Annotated in this window: 17 protein-coding genes; 7 read left to right on the plus strand and 10 right to left on the minus strand. The window is 50.8% G+C overall.

Annotated elements, in window-relative coordinates; genetic code table 11:
* Positions 1-8 precede the first annotated feature (8 nt).
* Both ACTHPM_RS06390 and ACTHPM_RS06395 read right to left on the minus strand, forming a co-directional pair.
* Positions 9-551: an NADPH-dependent FMN reductase gene (locus ACTHPM_RS06390; protein WP_440394360.1), complete on the minus strand. Its 543-nt coding sequence runs from the start codon at positions 549-551 to the stop codon at positions 9-11.
* 164 nt (positions 552-715) lie between these two features.
* Positions 716-1,138, minus strand: a complete 423-nt coding sequence (locus tag ACTHPM_RS06395) for a globin domain-containing protein (protein ID WP_440394361.1) — start codon at positions 1,136-1,138, stop codon at positions 716-718.
* A 436-nt stretch (positions 1,139-1,574) separates the two neighbouring features.
* Here ACTHPM_RS06395 and ACTHPM_RS06400 point away from each other — a divergent pair, with 436 nt between their 5' ends.
* From ACTHPM_RS06400 to ACTHPM_RS06410, 3 genes are all read left to right on the plus strand, one after another.
* Positions 1,575-2,645, plus strand: a complete 1,071-nt coding sequence (locus ACTHPM_RS06400) for an Mrp/NBP35 family ATP-binding protein (protein ID WP_440394362.1) — start codon at positions 1,575-1,577, stop codon at positions 2,643-2,645.
* 24 nt (positions 2,646-2,669) lie between these two features.
* Complete coding sequence (locus ACTHPM_RS06405) at positions 2,670-2,909, plus strand: DUF362 domain-containing protein (RefSeq protein ID WP_127602719.1); 240 nt, start codon at positions 2,670-2,672, stop codon at positions 2,907-2,909.
* Between the two features lie 112 nt (positions 2,910-3,021).
* Positions 3,022-3,666 carry a helix-turn-helix transcriptional regulator gene (locus tag ACTHPM_RS06410; RefSeq protein WP_440394363.1) on the plus strand — a complete coding sequence of 215 codons (645 nt, stop codon included), beginning with the start codon at positions 3,022-3,024 and terminating at the stop codon, positions 3,664-3,666.
* A 50-nt stretch (positions 3,667-3,716) separates the two neighbouring features.
* Here the strand turns inward: ACTHPM_RS06410 and ACTHPM_RS06415 are convergent, their stop codons facing one another.
* Together ACTHPM_RS06415 and ACTHPM_RS06420 are read right to left on the minus strand one after the other, a co-directional pair.
* Positions 3,717-4,079: an ArsR/SmtB family transcription factor gene (locus tag ACTHPM_RS06415; RefSeq protein ID WP_440394364.1), complete on the minus strand. Its 363-nt coding sequence runs from the start codon at positions 4,077-4,079 to the stop codon at positions 3,717-3,719.
* Between the two features lie 2 nt (positions 4,080-4,081).
* On the minus strand, positions 4,082-4,507 hold the full coding sequence (locus ACTHPM_RS06420) for an SRPBCC family protein (protein WP_440394365.1): 426 nt from the start codon (positions 4,505-4,507) through the stop codon (positions 4,082-4,084).
* 363 nt (positions 4,508-4,870) lie between these two features.
* Between ACTHPM_RS06420 and ACTHPM_RS06425 the strand changes: the two genes are divergently transcribed.
* Together ACTHPM_RS06425 and ACTHPM_RS06430 are read left to right on the plus strand one after the other, a co-directional pair.
* On the plus strand, positions 4,871-11,473 hold the full coding sequence (locus ACTHPM_RS06425) for a DUF7507 domain-containing protein (protein ID WP_440394366.1): 6,603 nt from the start codon (positions 4,871-4,873) through the stop codon (positions 11,471-11,473).
* The gene (locus ACTHPM_RS06430; RefSeq protein WP_440394367.1) at positions 11,470-13,146 is read left to right on the plus strand and encodes a hypothetical protein; all 1,677 of its coding nucleotides are present in this window, start codon (positions 11,470-11,472) and stop codon (positions 13,144-13,146) included. The genes ACTHPM_RS06425 and ACTHPM_RS06430 overlap by 4 nt, the downstream gene beginning before the upstream one ends.
* An 83-nt stretch (positions 13,147-13,229) precedes the next feature.
* Here the strand turns inward: ACTHPM_RS06430 and ACTHPM_RS06435 are convergent, their stop codons facing one another.
* The 4 genes from ACTHPM_RS06435 to ACTHPM_RS06450 form a co-directional block, all read right to left on the minus strand.
* A complete protein-coding gene (locus tag ACTHPM_RS06435; RefSeq protein WP_440394368.1) occupies positions 13,230-13,631 on the minus strand; it encodes an Rrf2 family transcriptional regulator in 402 nt (133 codons plus the stop codon).
* Positions 13,632-13,801: 170 nt separating this feature from the next.
* Positions 13,802-14,674 carry a sugar phosphate isomerase/epimerase family protein gene (locus ACTHPM_RS06440; protein ID WP_440394369.1) on the minus strand — a complete coding sequence of 291 codons (873 nt, stop codon included), beginning with the start codon at positions 14,672-14,674 and terminating at the stop codon, positions 13,802-13,804.
* Between the two features lie 21 nt (positions 14,675-14,695).
* Entirely contained in the window at positions 14,696-15,553 is an 858-nt protein-coding gene (locus tag ACTHPM_RS06445; protein ID WP_440394370.1) for a sugar phosphate isomerase/epimerase family protein, read from the minus strand.
* Positions 15,550-16,608, minus strand: a complete 1,059-nt coding sequence (locus tag ACTHPM_RS06450; protein WP_440394371.1) for a Gfo/Idh/MocA family protein — start codon at positions 16,606-16,608, stop codon at positions 15,550-15,552. Before ACTHPM_RS06450 ends, ACTHPM_RS06445 begins: the two co-directional genes overlap by 4 nt.
* Positions 16,609-16,773: 165 nt before the next feature.
* Between ACTHPM_RS06450 and ACTHPM_RS06455 the strand changes: the two genes are divergently transcribed.
* A complete protein-coding gene (locus ACTHPM_RS06455; RefSeq protein ID WP_440394372.1) occupies positions 16,774-17,607 on the plus strand; it encodes a helix-turn-helix domain-containing protein in 834 nt (277 codons plus the stop codon).
* Between the two features lie 168 nt (positions 17,608-17,775).
* Positions 17,776-18,141: a DUF4190 domain-containing protein gene (locus ACTHPM_RS06460; protein ID WP_440394373.1), complete on the plus strand. Its 366-nt coding sequence runs from the start codon at positions 17,776-17,778 to the stop codon at positions 18,139-18,141.
* 134 nt (positions 18,142-18,275) lie between these two features.
* On the opposite strand, the gene ACTHPM_RS06465 is transcribed toward ACTHPM_RS06460, so the two are convergent.
* Both ACTHPM_RS06465 and deoD read right to left on the minus strand, forming a co-directional pair.
* Positions 18,276-19,577, minus strand: coding sequence for a pyrimidine-nucleoside phosphorylase (locus tag ACTHPM_RS06465; protein ID WP_440394374.1), 1,302 nt, complete (start codon positions 19,575-19,577; stop codon positions 18,276-18,278).
* Between the two features lie 37 nt (positions 19,578-19,614).
* Positions 19,615-20,322 carry a purine-nucleoside phosphorylase gene (gene deoD, locus ACTHPM_RS06470; RefSeq protein ID WP_440394375.1) on the minus strand — a complete coding sequence of 236 codons (708 nt, stop codon included), beginning with the start codon at positions 20,320-20,322 and terminating at the stop codon, positions 19,615-19,617.
* Between the last annotated feature and the right edge of the window lie 23 nt (positions 20,323-20,345).

Below are 20,345 nucleotides of genomic sequence, written 5' to 3' on the forward strand. Positions count from 1 at the left end.
TATGTAGATTACTCTACCGATTTCAGGCGCTTCTGCATGAACACAAGCTCAGAAGCGAGACGCTGCATTCTTTCCAGAACATCAAGATCTTTGATTTCCCTGAATTCGTTGAAATGATCGTCATGTACATACACGTAACCGGGTGCCACATAAGATCTGAAGAAGCCAGCTATCGGCTTCAGCTGATTCTCGATGACGAGATAATGTTGGTATGTCCCGCCCGTAGCCACGAATCCGATCACCTTTTGCTGCAAAGCCGAAGGCGGAATAAGGTCAAACAGATTTTTGAGCACTCCTGACATCGATGCTTGATAAATCGGCGTTCCGATCAGGCAAAAATCACTCGATACAACACTGTCGATAACCTTCTTCGTATCTCCCGTGTATGCCGACGGATCGCGTCCGTCACAAAACTGGACATCATAATCCTTCATATCGAGCAGTTCCGTTTCAATTGAAGGATCCAGTTTTTTAACCTCTTCCAATACTTTTTGCACGACGATCGCGGTTTTGCTGCCGATGATCGCACCTGATATTCCAACCAGCTTCATGAAGACAATCTCCTTTTCTGATGTATTTTCCTAGAGTTTGCCGGTAAACGGGAGTGTCCTTCAGCGGTTGTCTGCCATGTCAGTCCGGATGCACGGATATGCATCTGATTCCCTTTTCCGTCAAATTGCAGCTTGTTTAATGCTCTTGAATATTTCGGGATGACTTAGCTTTGCGCTTCGTGTTCATCCGTGTTTACAAAAAAGTAAGCCGTCATGGCCAAACGTTCCATCATCTGCTCGCGCAGCATTTTATCCTCAATGACCTCGTCCATGGCCTGCTGCATGCAGCTGAGCCAAGCTGTCGCACGATCCGGCGTGATCGGAAACCGGATATGCCTAGCCCGCATGCGCGGATGGCCTTCCCGCATCGTATAGAGCTGAGGTCCGCCAAAATACTGCGTTAGAAACAATTCCTGCTTCTCCATCACCGGATAAATGTCTTCCGGAAATAATGGAGCGAGCAGCGGGTGCTCGACAACCTTCGGATAAAAAGCTTCGACGAGCGCACGGATCGTTGGAGCGCCGCCCACCTGCTCGTAATAAGATGTCGGACGTGCCGTGCCCGGGTTGTTATTTTCTGAGTTCAAAACGTTAATGAGCCTCCTCCCGTAATAAACAGCCTGTATTGAATATATGGATGAACGCAGACATTCCAATGGATCTCGTTCCTATTCGTCATTGAATCCGTTCCGATCACCGATTCTCATGAGCGTCCTTATTTCAGTTCCAATTAGTAAACATAAATGTATATTAATTATTATAATCCTGGAAACGCTTTGTCAAGAGTCCGAAGCGAATATTGTTTAACTTTTTATACGTATATGTTGACTATATGCGAAGCGTGTTCTACAATTACCGTGTCATAATTGCGCTGAACCCTGTTATTTATGAAAGCTTAATTGCCTGTATTCACATGGCCATGCCTTCATAAACGTGGTAAAGTCAATTTATTAACTGAAGATTGCACGACAATTATGGCCATACTGTGTTTACAGATAGACAGAGAATTGAAGGTGAACCCCATTGACAAAAGATGAACTGGTCGCAGCCATCGCCCATATCAAAGATGAAGAGCATCAGCTTCCCTTGACAGAAATCGGGCTGATTCGCGACATTACGACGAACAAGGATCGTGCAGCTCTTACCGTGCTGTTGGCACCAGACCTGGCTTCCCGCGAAGGGGAATTCCGGGACCAGATCACCAGCTCGATCCAAAAGACAGGAATTACCGATGTTCATATCCGTTTTAAACATATTTCAAATGAAGAAAAAAATGATATTATAGCTATTAAGCTTAACAAATCGGTGCGCCGTGCTCCAACATTGACGGATTCGCCAATGGTAGCCGGGGACTCCGGCGTGACCTTCATAGCCATCGCAAGCGGAAAAGGCGGTGTCGGCAAATCGACCGTTACCGTCAATCTTGCGGCTGCTTTGGCCAAGCAAGGCAAGCGCGTGGGCATTATCGATGCTGACATTTACGGATACAGCATTCCGGAAATGCTGGGGATCAAGGAACTGCCGCAAAAACAGGGCAACAAGATTGCTCCGGTGGAAAGCTCTGGCATCAAGGTCATTTCGACCGGATTTTTCGTACAAGGCAACAAGCCCGTGGTTTGGCGGGGTCCGATGCTCGGCAAAATGCTCGGTACCTTCCTTAATGAGGTGGAATGGGGTCCTCTCGATTATATGATCCTGGATCTGCCTCCGGGAACAGGCGATATTGCACTCGACGTCCATAACCGGATACCGCAGTGTGCCGAAATTCTGGTGACCACCCCTCATCCGACAGCGAATCATGTTGCGGCTCGGGCCGGTGAGATGGCTGTTCAAACGAACCATCCGATCCTCGGCGTCGTGGAGAACATGTCTTATTTCACGGATCCAACGGGAGAACGCCATTATCTGTTTGGTCGCGGCGGCGGTCAGAAGCTCGCTGACGAGCTGGGCACGAAGCTGCTGGCAGAAGTGCCGATTCAATCGGCGGATGCCTCGGCAGCAGATTCGGTCCCTACCCTGTTTGCGGAAAACAGCGAGCAGTGGGACATTTTTATGAAGCTTGCAGCAAACATCATTACATCACAAAATGCTTAACTAAAATGAAAGGGTGAAACGAACATGTCTTACATTATTACTTCGGCTTGTATCGATGAAAAAGCGGCCGATTGCGTTGACGTTTGTCCAGTAGATTGCATCGAGGAAGGTCCTGACCAATATTTCATCGACACGGACATTTGCATTGAATGCGGCGCTTGCGAGGTTGCTTGCCCGGTTGGTGCGGTGTATTACGATACGGATCTGCCGGAAGAAGAAAAAGGCTTTATCGCAAAAGCAGAGAACTTCTTCAAATCCAAATAATATTTTCGATCCATTTCGAGTGGTTACAGCCTGCCTATATCCATGTCGGCAGGCTGTTTGTTACTCGGCCGGAGCTTAAACAATATAGCGCTCAGAACAGGCGGTGATAATCATGGACCAACAACTGGACATTTCGACCCGGGACAAAATCCTGCAGCTGCTGAAAACCAAAGGCGATCTCAGCGCAAAGGAAATCACCGAATTCATAGGCATTACCAGCATGGCTGTCCGCAGGCATATTAACACCCTGGAAAAAGATGGCCTGATCGAGTCGAAAACCATTCGTCAGCCGATGGGTCGCCCTACCGCCATCTATCATTTAACGGAGCAAGCAGAGACCTTTTTCCCGAATAAATATCATACCCTGACGCTGGATCTGCTCGGTGAGCTTGAGCTTGATGCCGGCTCAGACATGGTTGACCGGTTGTTTGACCGCCGCGGGGAATCCTTGCGGAAGAGCCACGCAGCCAAGATGCAGGGGAAAACCTTTGCCGAGAAAGTCGAAGCGCTGGCTGAAATCCAGAATGAAAACGGCTATATGGTCGAGCTCCAAAAGAACAACGAGCATGAGTACACATTAATGGAATACAACTGCCCGATCTCTCAGATTGCCAAGAAGTATAATCACGCCTGCACCTGTGAAATGAACATGTTCGAATCTTTGCTGGATGCGGAAGTCGGACGCACGGAATGCCTGGCAAAGGGCGATAAGAAATGCGTCTATACGATCAAAAACAAAAAGGAACTCTCGCTTTGATCCGGAAAGCTTTCCGGCATATCAAGTGCGGAGTTCCTTTTTTTGACCTCTTATTCTGTCGATTCATCCGATTTCAGTTCCGATTCCGATTCCGATTCAACCAAGCGCTGCAAGGCTGCCATTTTATTCTCCCAGAAGCGGTCGAAATACGAATACCATTGCTGCAATTCCCGAAGCGGTTCGGGATTAAGCCGAAAACGGTTTTCCCGCCCTACCCTTCTCTCCCTCACCAATCCTGCTTCGGATAAAATCCGAAGATGTTTGGATACTGCGGTCCGGCTCATCGGAAAATGGCTGCTTATCGTCGCGATCGGCATCTCCTCATCGGCAAGCAGCTTCAGCATCCTGCGGCGGCTGGGATCCGCGATGGCCTGGAACACGTCATGCTGCTTCTTGATTAGAGGTTCGCCCATATTCAAGCCTCCACGTATGCGCCCAGCTTACGATGCAGTCCGGCCCATCCCTGGTCCATAACGCCGCGTACGGCTGGATGAGGCTGACCGAACTCCGTAACCGTATTCTCGTTCCAGCCTGAATGGATGATGGTAACCTCCGTTTGGCCATCTACTTCCCTCAGCTCAAATGAAAGCGTCCAGTCTTTTCCCCAGCGAAAAGAAAGATGCCGAGGCGGCTCCACCTCAATAACCCTACACGGCGACATGCCGAATGGGCCAGCATTGATATGAAATTCATATCCGACGATCGGCTCGAAATCATTGGGCATAAACCAGGCTTCCAGTCCATCCGATGTGGCGACGGCATCCCATACTTTGTGGATTGACGCGTTGAAAATTGCTGTATGCCGGATGTCCGGCAGTATACCATGACTTGAAGAACTCATCATTTTTACCTCCTAAATTATGGCCTCGTTATGTAAAAAGCCATTGATGCATCATGAAACCGAATGGTTTTACTTTATTATATACAACCAATTGGTTTCGTTTCAAGCTCCATTTTTTTCTTACTTGGTCCCTTTCATTCGTTCAATTTATACAGACTAATTTGGAGAAAAGGCTCATAGGCTGGGTTGAGGTTATTTTTGGATGTCTGACCTACATTGTGCCGTCTTGCAGCTTTTTTTAGCTAAGGAGGTGAAATTATTCCTCTTATCGTCAGAGCAACCTTCAATGCTACAGGTGCCGTCACGTTTACGGGAAACACGCTGGGTCTGAGCCGTTCGGAAACGGCTGGCGTACCCGGAGCCTTGGACAGTATCGGAGCGTTCATCACAACCAATGCGGCTTCCCAGTACGGTACGTATCCCGCCGGAACCACAAGCGCTTACCTGAATAACAGCTCCTCAGCGCAGCTGGTTCTGCCATCCGGAAGCACCATCTTGTATGCAGAGTTGATCTGGGGCGGTTCTTATATTATTACGGGAACGATTAATCTTAGCAGCTTTATCAACAATCCTGTCACCTTTACGACGCCCGCAGGGACTTTTTCGGTCACGCCCGATTCAGCTACTGCAAACTCTATCGATTTCGGAAATAATATGACAGCCTATGTACGTTCGGCGAACGTAACCTCCCTGGTTCAGCAGGGCGGTGCCGGAACTTATACCACAGGGAACGTAGTGGGTACCATCGTGATCTCCAATGATCCGACAGGCAACCACGCCGGATGGACCCTGGGAGTCATATACCAAAACCCCTCTCTTCCCTTCCGTAACATGTCCATTCGTGCGGGAGCTGTTCTGGTGCAAGCAGATTCGGGTCCAGTGACAACAACGTTAACGGGTTTCGCTACACCTGTCACGGGAGCGCTTGGCGGCAGGGCTTTGTTCAGCGCTCAGGAAGGCGATGCCAACCGAACAGGCGACCAGGCACTATTCGGCCCCACATCCGCCGCAGCGAGTGCATTATCAGGTCCCAACAATTTCGCGAACAACTTCTTTGCCTCACAGATCAATAATGATGCGGGAAGCCTCAACACAACAGGAACGTTCGGTAACCGCAACCAGACGAATGGGGCACCAGGAACCAACATTTCAGGCGGACGGCAGGGCTGGGATATTACCAATGTGGATGTATCGTCGCGTCTGATCAATAACCAATCCTCGGCCGTACTGATCTTAACGACATCCGGGGATGCGTATGCGGTTAATGCCAATGCCATACAAGTGGATATCAACGCTCCCAAAATCAACGTCGTCAAAAGTGCCAGCACCAGCAGTGCTATCGTCGGGGATACGATCACGTATACTGTCACGGTGAGCAATACGGGTACGGCCAGCGCAAACAGCGTTGTCCTGTCCGATGCCCTGCCGACCGGGCTAACGTTCGTTTCAGGGAGTGTAACGGTGGCCGGCATTCCCAGACCCACTTACGACATTGTTGCCGGCGCTCCGCTGGGCACGGTGGCGTTCGGCTCTTCGATCACGGTTTCATACAGGGCAACCATCACGTCCAAACCCTCCACCAATACGCTGGTAAATACCGCTAACGCTGCTTTTGCATTCCAAAGCGTAGCCGGTGGTTCAACGATCACCGGGGTGATTCCTTCCAATGCGGTGACCGTTACGGTCTACGCCCCGAATTTGACGTTAGCCAAAAGCGCGAATAAAGCCAATGCCACGGTAGGCACCTCTCTGATTTATACGATTTTGGTCAGTAATTCGGGTAACATCGGTGCATCCATCACCTTTAGCGATAATATTCCTACAGGCAGCACCTTTATTGCAGGAAGCTTCACGGTTAACGGCACGGCGATCCCGGGAGCGAACCCGGCAACTGGAGTCGCAATCGGAACGGTTGCAGCCGGAGCTTCGATCCCGGTTACTTTCGCTGTAACGGTTAATAATCTGCCTTCTCCTTCGCAGCTCGTCGACACCGCAACGGCGGCTTATACCTTCCAGCCTCCTGATGGACGCACCATTTCCGGTTCAACAAATTCCAATACCTTGACCGTTCCTGTCACGCTGCCGAATGTGACCGTCGTCAAAAGCGCCTCTGTAACGGATGTGGCGGTCGGTGAGACGTTTACTTACACTTCTGTTGTCACGAATAGCGGGTCTGAAGGGATATCGAACGGTATTCTGACGGATATCATTCCGCCTGGAACTGTATTCGTTTCAGGAAGCGTATCCGTTGGCGGCACGGCACTTCCATCGGCTAATCCGGCGAGCGGCATTTCGGTGGGAAGTTTGGCAGCCGGAGGCTTTGTCCCGGTCGTCTTTCAAGTCACGGTGACTTCCCTGCCCAATCCGGCCCAGCTATCCAACAGCTCCAAGGTATCCTACAATTCAGGAACATTTGCCGGCACGTCGTTATCCAATACCGTTATCACGCCCGTCTATCAGCCGGTGGTGGCCATTACAAAAAGTGCTACGACTTCCAAAGCTACCGTAGGAGATACGATCCAATATACCCTTCTTGTCAACAATAGCGGGAATTTGGCCGCACAGGTGACTCTTACAGACAACATTCCGGCAGGAACGTCTTTCGTGGCGGGTAGCGTAACGATCCAAGGCACAGCCATACCGGGCGCTTCTCCGGTCACTGGGATTTCCGTCGGAACGGTAGCGGTCGGAGCAACCCTTACTGTTACTTTTAACGTTGTATTAAACAGCTTGCCCAATCCGGCAACCCTAACCAATACAGCAAGTAGCACATTTTCCTATCAGCTGCCGAGCGGGCGTACACTAACAGGTTCCAGCATCTCTAATACGGTCACCATCCAGGCTTCAGCTCCAAATGTCACGGTTTTAAAAAGCGCGGATACAAGTTCTGCGGCTGTGAACGATGTCGTAACCTATACCCTTACGGTTGTAAATAGCGGCGCCAGTGCAGTGAATAACGTCGTTGTTTCGGACAATATTCCTGCCGGTTCCGTATTCGTTAACGGAAGTGTTAAGCTGAACAACAATCCTGTTGTCAACGCTAACCCGCTTAATGGCGTTCAAATTGGCAGTCTCACCGCATCGGCTTCAGCAACCGTAACCTTCCAGGTTCAGGTGTCTTCGCTACCGAATCCTGCGCAGCTGGTTAATCAGGCCAGCGTGGCGTTCAACTCGGGGACTTTCCTCGGAACGTCATTGTCAAATACAGTTACGATTCCCGTTTATCAAGCAATCATCTCCATCAATAAAAGCGCCAGCACAACGAACGCGACCGTAGGCGACACGCTCACCTACTCTTTTGCAGTCAACAATGCCGGAAACATTCCGGCCGTCGTGACCTTAACGGATAACATTCCAGCAGGCACGGTCTTTGTGGAGAACAGCGTACTCGTGAACAACACCCCGATTCCGGGAGTCACACCCATCTCTGGGATACCCGTAGGGACGGTAGCCGGCGGAGGCACCACAACCGTCAGTTTTGTCGTCACGGTTACCTCTTTGCCTCCATCCAGACAGCTCGTTAATCAAGCCTCAACCGCTTCGGTATTCACGCTTCCCGGCGGCAGGCAGGTTTCCGTTAACAACGTGTCCAACACCGTTACAATTCCGGTGGCAATTCCGAATGTCAGCGTCGTGAAAACCGTATCGGCAATTGATGCCGTGGTTGGCGACACCCTTCTATTCACAAGCGTCGTAACCAACAACGGTGCAGCCAATGTAAACAATGTCATACTAAATGACCCGCTGCCTTCCAATGTCTCATTTATTACCGGAAGCGTAATTGTGAACGGCGCTTTGCGCCCGTCTGCGGTTCCGTCCGCCGGCATTTCAATAGGTACCCTGGCCCCTGGTGCTGCGGCTACCATTACATTCGAGGTGAGGATAACCATGGCGATTCCTTCACAGATTAACAACCAGTCAACCGTCAGTTTTACATCGGGTACATTTTCGGGATCTGCTTCATCCAATATCACGACGACACCCGTCACACAGCCGCAAATCTCATTATTGAAAAGCGCCAGCATCATCAATGCAACCGTGGGTGATTCGGTCACCTACACCGTAACGATCAGTAACAATGGTAATCTGGCGGCAAACGTTATCTTAACAGACAATATTCCAGCCGGTACCACGTTTACACCGAACAGTATCATTATTAACGGCTTTCCGTTCCCGGGCGAATCTCCTGCTGCGGGAATCAGTCTGGGCAGCCTTGCACCCGGAGCGACCACCGTGGTATCTTTCTCCGTCGTCATTACCACACTGCCTAACCCGCAGACGCTGGTTAATCAGGCAACAGCAAATTATACCTTTACGCCCCCGGATGGCAGAACTCTGACGGGATCCGCCGCTTCCAATACGGTGACGATTCAGGTGTCTGCTCCGAATGTTGTCGTCGTGAAAGCTACCCCTTCATCGGCCGCTACCGTTGGCGATACCATTGTTTATGCGGTCACGGTCACGAATGCTGGAATCGAAGCCGTCAACAGTGTGCAGTTGAGCGACCCGATACCCGCAGGCGCTGCGTTCGTGTCCGGGAGTGTGACGATTAACGGCACCCCGGCACCTTCGGCGAATCCTGCCACCGGCATTACCATCGGCTCCATCGCAGCCGGCTCCTCGGTGAATGTGGTCTTCAGCATCCTTGTCACTTCCATACCGACGCCCGCATCGCTGAATAATACCGCGACGGTATCATTCACTTCCGGCGCATTCTCTGGTTTGACCAATTCCAATACGCTCAGTACACCTGTGTATCAGCCTGTCATCACCTTAACCAAAAGCGCCAGCACTACCAACGCGACTGTCGGAGACACGGTAAGCTACACGTTCAACATCGTCAATTCGGGCAATTACGGCTCGCAAGTGACTGTTACTGACAACATCCCGTCAGGCACAACCTTTGTACCGAACAGCGTGCTCGTCAACGGCACCCCGCAACCCGGGTCAAATCCAGTCACCGGCATTAATGCCGGGGTCGTTAATCCGGGCTCGCCTACTATCGTCGTCTTCTCCGTCACGATCGACACACTGCCGTCTCCCCAGCAGCTCGTGAATCAGGGAGCTGGCGCTATTGCATTCACGCTTCCCGATGGAAGGACCATTAACAGATTGGTGTCGTCCAACGTCATCACCATCCCAGTTTCGTCACCGAACGTGGCCGTGGTGAAAAGCACCGCTTCCACTGCCCTCTCTATCGGTGATACCATCACATATACCACGTCCATTACGAATAACGGCATCGCGGCCGTCAGCAATGTTCTGTTCACCGATCCGATTCCTCCGGGAGCCTCGCTCGTGAACGGCTCCGTCACGATCGACGGAACGCCGCGGCCGGGAGCGAACCCGGCAAGCGGCATCATCATCGGAACGATTGCGCCTGGAGGCATCGTTACGGTCGTGTTTAATGCCCTGGTTACTTCCCTGCCGGCATCCGCCTCACTCAGCAACCAGGCGTCCGTAAGCTTTTCATCCGGTGCTTTCTCAAGCGTCACGTTCTCCAATACGGTGACTACACCAATCTATCAGCCGGTCTATACAGCGCTCAAGAGCGCCAACACCGGGAATGCCACCGTGGGAGACACGGTCGTCTATACGATCAGCATCAACAACACCGGCAATTTTGGCGCAGCCGTAACGCTGTCGGATACGATACCTGCCGGAACAACGTTCCAGCCCAATAGTGTGCTGCTGAACGGCCAGCCCCTTCCCGGAGCTGATCCATCAACAGGGATTTCACTGGGCGTCGTGGCTACCAGTGCAGTGGTGGTGTTCTCTGTCGTGGTTAACTCCGTTCCTCCGGGACAGCTACTTAATAACCAGGCATCCGCAGCATATACGTACACGCTTCCGGACGGACGCGTGATTAACGGCTCCTTCACTTCCAATAACGTTAGCATTCCGGTTTCTTCACCTAACGTCACGCTGGTGAAAACAAGCACCTTGTCAGACGCCTCATTAGGGACGGTCATTCCTTATTCCATCACGGTGACCAACAATGGGATTGCGAATGTAACGAATGTCGTGTTCTCAGATAGCATTCCGCTGCAGACCACATTCGTACCGGGAAGTGTAACGCTTAACGGAAGCCCGGCACCTCAGGCGAACCCGTCGACAGGTATTATCCTGGGCACCATTGCACCCGGCGCCACAACGACGGTTGCTTTCAATGTAAAGGTCGTCAGCGTTCCAAGCAACGGCCAACTGGCCAATTCGGCATCCGCAAGCTTTACATCCGGCGCCTTCTCAGGCTCCTCCATCTCCAATGTTCTCATTCTGCCTATTTACCAGGCGGTCATCGGAGCCGTGAAAACAGCCAATGAAACCAATGCCACCGTCGGGGATACGATTGTGTACACCGTTACCCTGACCAACACCGGCAACCTGCCTGCGCAGGCTACTGTCCTTGATCCTGTGCCCCCAGGTGGTGTGTTCGTTCCGAATAGTATTCTTGTCAACGGTGTACCGCAGCCCGGTGCAGATCCTTCGGTAGGAATCAACGCAGGAAGCGTTCCACCGGGTGCGACAGTTACCGTCAGCATAACGATGCAGGTCAGCATCCAATCCCTGCCGCCGCAGCAGCAGCTCGTCAATCAGGCTACGGTAAACTTCACGTTCCAGCATCCCGATGGTGAAATCATTTCTGGATCAACGCTTTCAAATGTGTTAACGATCCCGGTTTCTTCGCCGGATATATCCGTCGTGAAAAGCACGCCATCCATCGATGCGGTTGTCGGCGACATCATCACGTACACGATCGTGGTGACGAACAACGGAATTGCTCCTGTCAACAATGTTGTTCTTGTTGACCAAGTCCCTGCTGGTTCCGTTTTCGTTACCGGCAGCGTGACGGTTGACGGTGTTCCGAGACCGGCGGCGAATCCGAATTCGGGAATCCAGATAGGTACGATTGCCGCAGGCGCGTCCGCGACCGTGACATTCCAAGTGCAGGTCACTGCATTATGAACCAGGATTTAAGGTCTGAATTCATTCTCAGAAACCAAACGATGGTCCGATTTCAGATCGGGGCTGAGGACGGGGTCGCTTATTCGAATGTAGTGGATACTCCTTGGGTAGGTCCCATACTCCAAATAACCAAAGGAGCCAACGAACAGCAGATTACCCTGAACCAGCCCGTCACTTTCTCTTTAACTGTAACTAATCAAGGCAACCGCGATGCGCAGATGACGCTGTTTGACATCCTGCCGGATGGATTGGCTTTTATTCCGAACAGCGTTATCGTAAACGGTGCTCCGCTTCCCGGAGCGAATCCCGCATCAGGCATTCAGGTGGGGCTAGTTCGCAGTCTTACATCGGTTCGAGTCGTCTTCCAAGCAATTCTGGTATCGATCCCTTCCACCTTGACTCTCGTCAACCAGGCAACCGCCAACTATTCATTTCAATCTATGGAGGGGCGAACCGTTACGGGATCGACAACGTCCAATGAATTGACGTTGTCGGTTCTCCCCTTCTATGTCTCGGTCGTGGCCGGTATCAGCACGAATCAAACGTTTGCCGGCGATGTGATCACCTACATGCTGACGATCACCAATCTCGGCAACGTTCCCCTGCAAAACCTGGTTATCTTTATTCCGTTACCTCCTGGCGTCATGTTTGTACCTGGCAGCGTCATGATCGGCGATATCTACTATCCTTCCATAGATCCATCGGCAGGAATCCCGATCGGAACGCTCCTTCCAGGGGTAACCATTGTCATCCGCGTCCAGCTTCGCATCGGAAAAATGACAGGCAGCAACCCATTTACCCTCCAAGGATTGTTGTCCTACTCCATTGACGGCGTCCAGTATAACGAGCCTGCCAATGCGCTGCTGATCACGGTTATTCAACCCGAAGTAAGCATCCGTAAGACTGTCGATAAAGAACGGGCAGCCCCCGGATGCGTGCTCCATTACGTCAACCGGATTGAGAATACCGGCAGCTTCGCCATTGATGTCAGCTTCAAGGATACACTTCCCTCTGAACTTCAGTTCCTGTCAGGCAGCCTACTCGTGGATGGGGTGCCCTATCCAGGTTCCAACCCGGCGGCAGGATTATTTCTTGGCACCGTGAGACCGGGGATAACGACTGAAATATCCTTTGACACGGTGGTTCAGGAGGGCAAAGGGATTTTGCCGGACAGGACCGTCAACCAAGCTTCCGCTTCCTTTACCTTCCGTCTTCCCGACGGACGCATGGTTCAGCAGACGGTTATGTCAGACCCTGTTTTCGTGACCCTGTTTGCGCCGGACATCATTGTAAGTGCCGTTTCTGCTCGGAGTATTGTGGAGGCGGGGGAGACATTGGATTTCGAACTAACACTCACAAATCAGGGCTCGCTCGCTGCTTCCATCAAGCTGGTCGGATGGATTCAGAACAAACCGGTGTTTGGTCAAGGGCTTCTGCACATCAACGGTAAAGCAGTACTGTATGATCATGGATTTGAGATGGGCACGCTGGCTCCTTCCGAGCAGTTAAAGGCGATCTATACATCACAAACGGCAGCCAATTTGCCTCATACGATTGAAGACGTGAGCGGCAGCTTCCTGTTCACCATCCATTCTCAGGTCGATGAATGCAGCTATGATGGCGAGATTAGTTCTGAACGCTTGACCATCATCGTGGATGCAGGCGATGAGTAACAAGCACGAAAAAACAGTGGCCATGTACGGAGGTCAAATTCCGTGAACAAGCCACTGTTTTTGGGTTATTCATCGACTCTTTCTTACAGACCAACCATCATTTTCTTCGCAAGCGCCGACAGTTTTTGATTTTTCAAAAAGTCCTCCATCTTCTCTTCCGCCTCTACCATAACCTTTTGAATCAAGCACTCAGATCCGTGATTCATGTCGCATTCGAATAAAGAGGCCGTTCCTTCAATGGCATGAATCACGTCAAGAAAGGATATTTCCTCCCAATTCCGTTTTAAACGATAGCCGCCATGGGCTCCAGATGTGGATTCAATCATCCCCGCCTTGACGAGCTTGGTAAGGATTTTGGATAAATACGTTGGAGAAACCTCCTGCCTCTCCGCCAATGGCTGTACGCCAATCAGTTTATTCTGCGGGGATGCGGCAAGAAAGAGCATGGTGTGAAGAGCATAGTTTGTCGCTTTTGAAAATTTCATAACGTGATGTTCACCCCCATCATGGACTTTATGTGCCCATGATAACTTTTTACATCAGGGGATGTCAAATTAAGAATAAGGAGTACCTCCGCCAAAAGCAGCGGGGGTACTCCTTATCGAATTTCATTCGGCAAGCTGTGCTGTTACCCTTGAGCAACATACTTCGGACACTATCCTCTGAACTGCTTCAGGAATTGTACGGCTTTTGAAATATCCGCCTCGGGATCTTCGCCTACCTCGCGCTCGATCGTCAGATATCCCGTATACCCGATGTCCTTAAGCGCGTTCAGGTATTGCGTCCAATTTACGCCGCCTTCCCCGAGAGGCACCTCCGCGAAATATTGCCCTTCTCCTGGTACGAACGTGTTGTTCTCATTAGCAGGAGCCTCATATCCCAGAGATTCATATATATAATGCGCGGGAACTTCACGCAGGCGAACGCCGTCCTTCGCGTGCGTATGCACAATGTAATCCTTCAGGTTATATACGCCTTGGGCTGGATCGTCTCCGGTTACCATCACCATGTTGGCCGGGTCAAAGTTAACCGAAACGCCCTTGGAGCCAAGACCATCGAGGAATTCCTTCAGTCTCGCCGAAGGCTCCGGACCCGTCTCGATCGCGAAGAAGGCGTTCATGCTCGTAGCGTAGGAAGCCAGCTCCTCGCAGGCATCATGCATCGTTTGGTAAATTTCACTGTTCGTATCTTCCGGAACGATTCCGATATGGGTCGTTACGACAGGCGTGCCCAGTTCGACGGCCAAATCTAGAATGCGTTTGGATTTCTCGATCTTTGCTGCATTAACGCTCTTGTCCTGAAATCCGTAGCCTCCCAGGTCGCCAACGAGCGCGGAAATCTCCAGCCCAAGCGAAGCGATGTATTCTTTTAGTTCTTTACGCTGCGCGCCAGACAGGTTTGCCGGGTCCATTTCGCCGCTTACCGCGTAGATTTGAACACCATCCGCTCCGACCTTTTTCGCCCGCTGCAGCCCTTCCCTAACGCCGACACGGAAGCTGTCTACGATAACACCGATTTTATTGTTCATGTATGCCTCTCCTCCCTTGTATTATACTTCGTCCCAAAAGCGCTTGACGTTATCCATACCGATTCGGGTTCCCTGGTAAGCATCTTCCATGCCCTCGAATTCAATCGACAGGTAGCCGTCAAATCCGGACTCTTTGATCGCACGGATGGACTCACGCAGATTGATGTCGCCATGACCGGCAATAGCGCCTCTCAGATAATTGCCGCTGGCAGTTTTGAACCAGCCTTCTCCCGGGTTTTGCGCTGCAGGGCGCAGGTAGAAGTCCTTGATATGCACAATCGAAGCAAAAGGCAGATTTTTCTGTACCGCCACCACGGGATCCTCGTCAACGCACATGAAGTTGCCTACGTCGAGCGTCGTTTTGAAATTCGGACGATCTACAGCTTGCACGAGCGTTTGCACGCGATCGCTTGCCTGGATGTAGTAACCGTGATTCTCCACGCTTGTCGTAATGCCGTATTGTACGGCATAGTCCGCGATTTGGCGGCATGCTTCGGCCAGTCGTCCAACCTCACTGTTGAACTGCTTGATCGAAGTATCCTTACGACCAGCCACGTCATGGCGCATCAGCTTTACGCCAAGCCGGGCCGCGATATCGACTTCTTTTTTGACGCGTTTGATTTCATTAGCCATTTCTTCATCCGTATCAACGCCGAAGTTGGCGTAAATGGCATAATTCGAAATCTCAATGCCCACTTCCTTGGCCTTGGCGACAATTTGATCCACTAATTCCGGATTATCCGTTAATGTATACCCGATCGGTACGATTTCAACATGCTCTCCGCCCATTTCTGCGATTCTTTCGATCGCGTCCAGCACCGTAATTTCGCCGGCATGGATCGGACGGAATAGACTGTACGTGCTTACTCCGATTTTCATAGCTGGATTTCCACCCCTTTTTCAGCAGATTCATAAATCGCCGTCAGCATTTTCATGAGCTCGAGACCATCTTCTACAGGACTGATTGGCTCTCTGTTATTTTGGACGTTCAGAATGAACTGGTCGATTTCGTTCTGGAACGCCGCAGCGAAGTTGAACCCTTTATTGTCGATTTGCGGCTCGATATTGAGCATGACGTCGTTCTTCTCCGTGACGATGATCAGAGCAGGATCGATTTCAAAACCGCCCTTCGTTCCGAAAATCTTCACGGCCGTTTCATCCTTCTTGGCATGCAGAGAGAAGCTGACGTCCACCATGAGCGAAGCACCGTTTTCAAACCGGATCAGGGCGTTAGCCAAGTCCTCGACGGTATTCTTGCTGGCATCATAATCCGCTGCTTTATAAAAAGACAGATGCTTGACGTTCGAACGGTTGCCGAGCTTGTTGTATACATTGCCTGAAACCGATTTCACTTTCGGTCTGCCAAGCATATACCAGCACAGGTCGATGACGTGTACACCGATATCGATCAGCGGACCGCCGCCGGAACGTTCCTTGTCCGCGAACCAGCCTCCCGGATTGCCCAAGCGGCGAAGGATCGAAGCTTTGGCGTAGTACAGCTCGCCGAACTCATCCTTGTCGATAAAGCTTTGAAGCAGTCCGATGTTTGGATCGTAACGGCGCACGAAGCCAACCTGAAGCAATTTGTCGCTATCGCGAACGGTTTTTTGAATATGTAACGCTTCCTCTACGCTGCGGCAGAGCGGTTTCTCAACCAATACATGCTTGCCGGCCTGGATGGCGGCGATGCTGATTTCTGCATGCGTATTGTTCCAGGTGCAGATGCTGACCGCATCAATTTCCGGGTTCGCCAGCAGTTCCTTGTAATCGGTATATGTGTGCTTGGCGCCGTATTTCTGTGCTGCCGCCTTCGCTCTATCTTCTTTCAAATCGCAAATGGCCACGATTTCTGCATCCGGGTTGTTCTGATACGAATTCATGTGTGATTCTGAAATGGAGCCTGCTCCGATAATGCCCACTCTAACTTTGCTCATTCGTATTCAACTCTCCTTTGAGTCATCCTTTTGTGTTTCTACATATTGAATTATAATATTTATAAGAAAGTCCGCCATGCAGAGCCTTGCTCTTTATTTAGACAATTGTGCGATTTAGAGGTGACAGTTATGGAAAGACCCCCTTCCCTCCAGGAACCGATGGATATGCCAGATCGCTTCTTTCCCATCAAGGTGCATTATTGTACCTCGAATGAACACGGAAAGACGCTGTTCAACCATCACTGGCATAACCACATGGAATTTTTATATTTTACCAAAGGCTCCGCCATGGTTGAACTGAACTCGGTTCCCTATGAAGTGTCCGAGGGTGATCTCGTGGTCGTGAACAGCAACGATCTCCATTACGGCGTCAGCCGATGCGATGATTTGGTCTATTATGCGATGATCGTGGATATTAAGCTGCTGCACAGCCACTCCCTGGATGCCATCGAAACCAAGTTCATTACGCCGATTACGCAAAACCGGATTCTGTTCGCCAGCAAAATATCCGGGGATGACGAAATTATAAGCTGCATCTCCTCGCTCATCCACGAGCTGAGCCAGCGTGAGCTGGGATATGAGCTGTCGATCAAATCCTACCTGTACCGGATCATTACGATCCTGCTGCGCCGATACGGGACCCATAAAATGACTATGGAGGATCACCAGCTGCGCCTGAAAAACCTGGAAAGGTTCACGCCCGTATTCCAATTCATCGAAGACCATTATCAGGATGATCTGACTATCGACCTTCTGTCAGGACTTGCGGGCCTCAGCCGCTTCCATTTTAGCAGGTTGTTCAAGGAGCTAACTGGGCGTACCGTCATGGACTACATCAATACGCTGCGCATCAACAAATCGGAGTATTTGCTGCGTAATTCACGGATGAACATCTCGGAAATCGCCTTATCTACCGGATTCAAGGATATCTATTACTTCAGCCGTTCTTTTAAGAAGTATAAGCATATTTCGCCTTCCGAGCTGCGCAAAAGCTTTTGAGAATCAGCTTTATCGCATCTTGAAAAGGACGGTATGATGCCTCGTGAAAAAAATGTCGAATTAAAATTGGTTTTTTGCATAGTCAATCTCCTTATTTCTGGGTATAATAATGCTGTATGTTTGATATCTTTTATACATAAAGTATGTTATTTGAGGAGGAACAGACCTTTGGATCCATATTCATCGGGACAACAGTTTAACCAGTTTCAGCAAATGCCGCCTATGCAGCCGCAGAAGACGAACGGAAAGGCCACGGGAGCCCTTGTGCTCGGCATTCTTAGCCTTATCATTCCTTATGTAGGCTTTATTCTCGGTATCATCGCCATTGTGCTCGCGACGCTTGCCTTCAAGGAGATCAAGAGAAGAAATGAAGGCGGACGCGGACTTGCCATCGGCGGCCTGGTATGCGGAATCTGCGGAACAGCCTTATACGGCATCATTATTCTGATCGTAGTCATTGCCCTTGTAGCAGTAGGTGCTTCCGATAGCTATTATGATGTACTCTCCACGATTCCGGATTGGAGAACAGCGTAATTATCCATAACCTTTGAGAAAGGATTGAGGGCCGGTAACGGCTTCAATCCTTTTTTGATCTTCCAAACGCTTAAAAGGCCGGCCGCTCAACAGATGAGCGGCCGGCCTTTTCGTATACCCTTTATATGTGAAGGTTACTCCGTGATGATGCCGTGTACCAGTACTGGTGCTTCGGCATGATCGGCGATGCGGATGTTTTCGTAAATTTTGTTCATCACATCATCCACATTTTCGCGGTTGGCATGAATCGTCACGAGCGAATCGCCCTTTTTCACGGAATCGCCGATTTTTTTGTTGAGCATAAGGCCCACAGCCAAATCGATTTCGGACTCTTTAGTCGCGCGACCGGCGCCAAGCAGCATGGCTGCTGTTCCAATTTCGTCCGCCACGATCTCGGCAACGACGCCATCTTCCTTGGCTGGAACTTCGATGAGGTACTGGGCTTGAGGCAATTTCTCAGGATGATCCACAACATCAGGATTTCCGCCCTGATTCTGAATGAACTCCTTGAATTTCTCAAGCGCCTTGCCGTTGCGGATAACTTCCTTCAGCATGTTCTCCGCTTCTTCGAGGGAGCTTGCTTTGTTCGCCAGGAATACCATTTGGCGTCCAAGCGCCATGCACAGCTCTTCCAGATCCTTCGGTCCCTCGCCTTTTAGCGTGTCGATCGCTTCTTTCACTTCCAGGGAATTGCCGATTGCAAGGCCAAGCGGCTGGCTCATGTCGGAGATCACCGCCATCGTTTTGCGGCCCACGTTGTTGCCGATGCTCACCATGGCATGTGCCAGTTCTTTGGCATCGTCCACGGTTTTCATGAATGCGCCGGCGCCTGTTTTCACGTCAAGCACGATCGCGTCGGAGCCCGCAGCAATTTTCTTGCTCATGATGGAGCTTGCGATCAAGGAAATGGAGTCGACCGTACCCGTTACGTCGCGCAAAGCGTAGAGCTTCTTGTCCGCAGGTGTCAGGTTGCCGGTTTGACCGATGACCGCGATCTTATGTTTATTGACCAGGTTCACGAACTCTTCGCGTTCGATTTCCACGTGGAAGCCTTCGATGGATTCGAGCTTGTCGATCGTTCCGCCGGTGTGGCCCAGGCCGCGGCCGGACATTTTGGCTACCGGGATGTCGAGCGCTGCAACCAGGGGTGCCAGCACCAGAGTTGTCGTATCGCCTACCCCACCCGTCGAGTGCTTATCAACCTTCACGCCCTCGATTTCGGACAAGTCAATCGTATCGCCAGAGTTCACGATGGCCATCGTCAAGTCCGCGCGTTCGCGCTGGGTCATGTCTTTGAAGAATATTGCCATAGCCAAGGCACTGACCTGGTAATCCGGAATATCACCTTTGGTATAGCCTTCTATGATGAAATTGATTTCTTCTGTTGTCAATTCTCCGCCGTCACGTTTCTTTTCAATCAAGTCGACCATTCTCATGGATGCAATGCCTCACTTTCAAAATTTATGGATTCTTTTACAGGGTAATCGCGGTTTCGAGAGCCACTTCCATCATCTCGTTGAATGTGGTTTGACGTTCTTCTGCACTTGTCTCTTCGCCTGTCAGCAAGTGATCACTTACGGTAAGGAGCGTCAGTGCGTTCACGCCGAATTTGGCAGCCAATGTGTACAGGGCTGTCGTTTCCATTTCGATCCCCAAAATGCCGTGCGCCATCAATTTCTCCACAACGGATTTGTCGTCGCGATAGAAAATATCGGAGCTGAATACGTTGCCGACATGCAGCTTCAGGCCTTTTTCCACGCCTTTTTCATAAGCGGTTTTCAGCAGGTTGAAGCTGGCGATTGGCGAGAAGTCGTATCCGCCGAAATAGTGGCGGTTCGAGCCGGAGTCTGTGCAGGCGGCCTGGGCCAGGATCACGTCGCGCACATGCACGTCTTTTTGCATACCGCCGCAAGTACCGACGCGCATCAAATTTTTCACACCGTACTGGCTGATCAATTCATTCACATAAATGCTGGTGGACGGAATACCCATGCCTGTTCCTTGCACAGAAATGCGCTTGCCTTTGTATGTTCCCGTGAAGCCGAGCATGCCTCTGACTTCGTTGTAGCAGGTTACGTCCTGCAAATATGTTTCAGCGATGAATTTTGCCCGAAGCGGATCTCCAGGCAATAGGATCGTTTCCGCGATATCTTCTGCTTTTGCTCCAATATGAGTGCTCATTGATTGTCCTCCTGACAGGTATA

This window comes from Paenibacillus sp. SAFN-054 (genome assembly GCF_051966755.1).
GTDB lineage: Bacteria > Bacillota > Bacilli > Paenibacillales > Paenibacillaceae > Paenibacillus_AQ.

Bases quoted from the DNA above. Each gene is read 5' to 3' on its own strand.
- ACTHPM_RS06390 (WP_440394360.1), bottom strand. From the start codon at position 551: ATGAAGCTGGTTGGAATATCAGGTGCGATCATCGGCAGCAAAACCGCG.
- ACTHPM_RS06405 (WP_127602719.1), top strand. From the start codon at position 2,670: ATGTCTTACATTATTACTTCGGCTTGTATCGATGAAAAAGCGGCCGAT.
- ACTHPM_RS06410 (WP_440394363.1), top strand. From the start codon at position 3,022: ATGGACCAACAACTGGACATTTCGACCCGGGACAAAATCCTGCAGCTG.
- ACTHPM_RS06415 (WP_440394364.1), bottom strand. From the start codon at position 4,079: ATGGGCGAACCTCTAATCAAGAAGCAGCATGACGTGTTCCAGGCCATC.
- ACTHPM_RS06420 (WP_440394365.1), bottom strand. From the start codon at position 4,507: ATGAGTTCTTCAAGTCATGGTATACTGCCGGACATCCGGCATACAGCA.
- ACTHPM_RS06430 (WP_440394367.1), top strand. From the start codon at position 11,470: ATGAACCAGGATTTAAGGTCTGAATTCATTCTCAGAAACCAAACGATG.
- ACTHPM_RS06435 (WP_440394368.1), bottom strand. From the start codon at position 13,631: ATGAAATTTTCAAAAGCGACAAACTATGCTCTTCACACCATGCTCTTT.
- ACTHPM_RS06440 (WP_440394369.1), bottom strand. From the start codon at position 14,674: ATGAACAATAAAATCGGTGTTATCGTAGACAGCTTCCGTGTCGGCGTT.
- ACTHPM_RS06445 (WP_440394370.1), bottom strand. From the start codon at position 15,553: ATGAAAATCGGAGTAAGCACGTACAGTCTATTCCGTCCGATCCATGCC.
- ACTHPM_RS06450 (WP_440394371.1), bottom strand. From the start codon at position 16,608: ATGAGCAAAGTTAGAGTGGGCATTATCGGAGCAGGCTCCATTTCAGAA.
- ACTHPM_RS06455 (WP_440394372.1), top strand. From the start codon at position 16,774: ATGCCAGATCGCTTCTTTCCCATCAAGGTGCATTATTGTACCTCGAAT.
- ACTHPM_RS06465 (WP_440394374.1), bottom strand. From the start codon at position 19,577: ATGAGAATGGTCGACTTGATTGAAAAGAAACGTGACGGCGGAGAATTG.
- deoD (WP_440394375.1), bottom strand. From the start codon at position 20,322: ATGAGCACTCATATTGGAGCAAAAGCAGAAGATATCGCGGAAACGATC.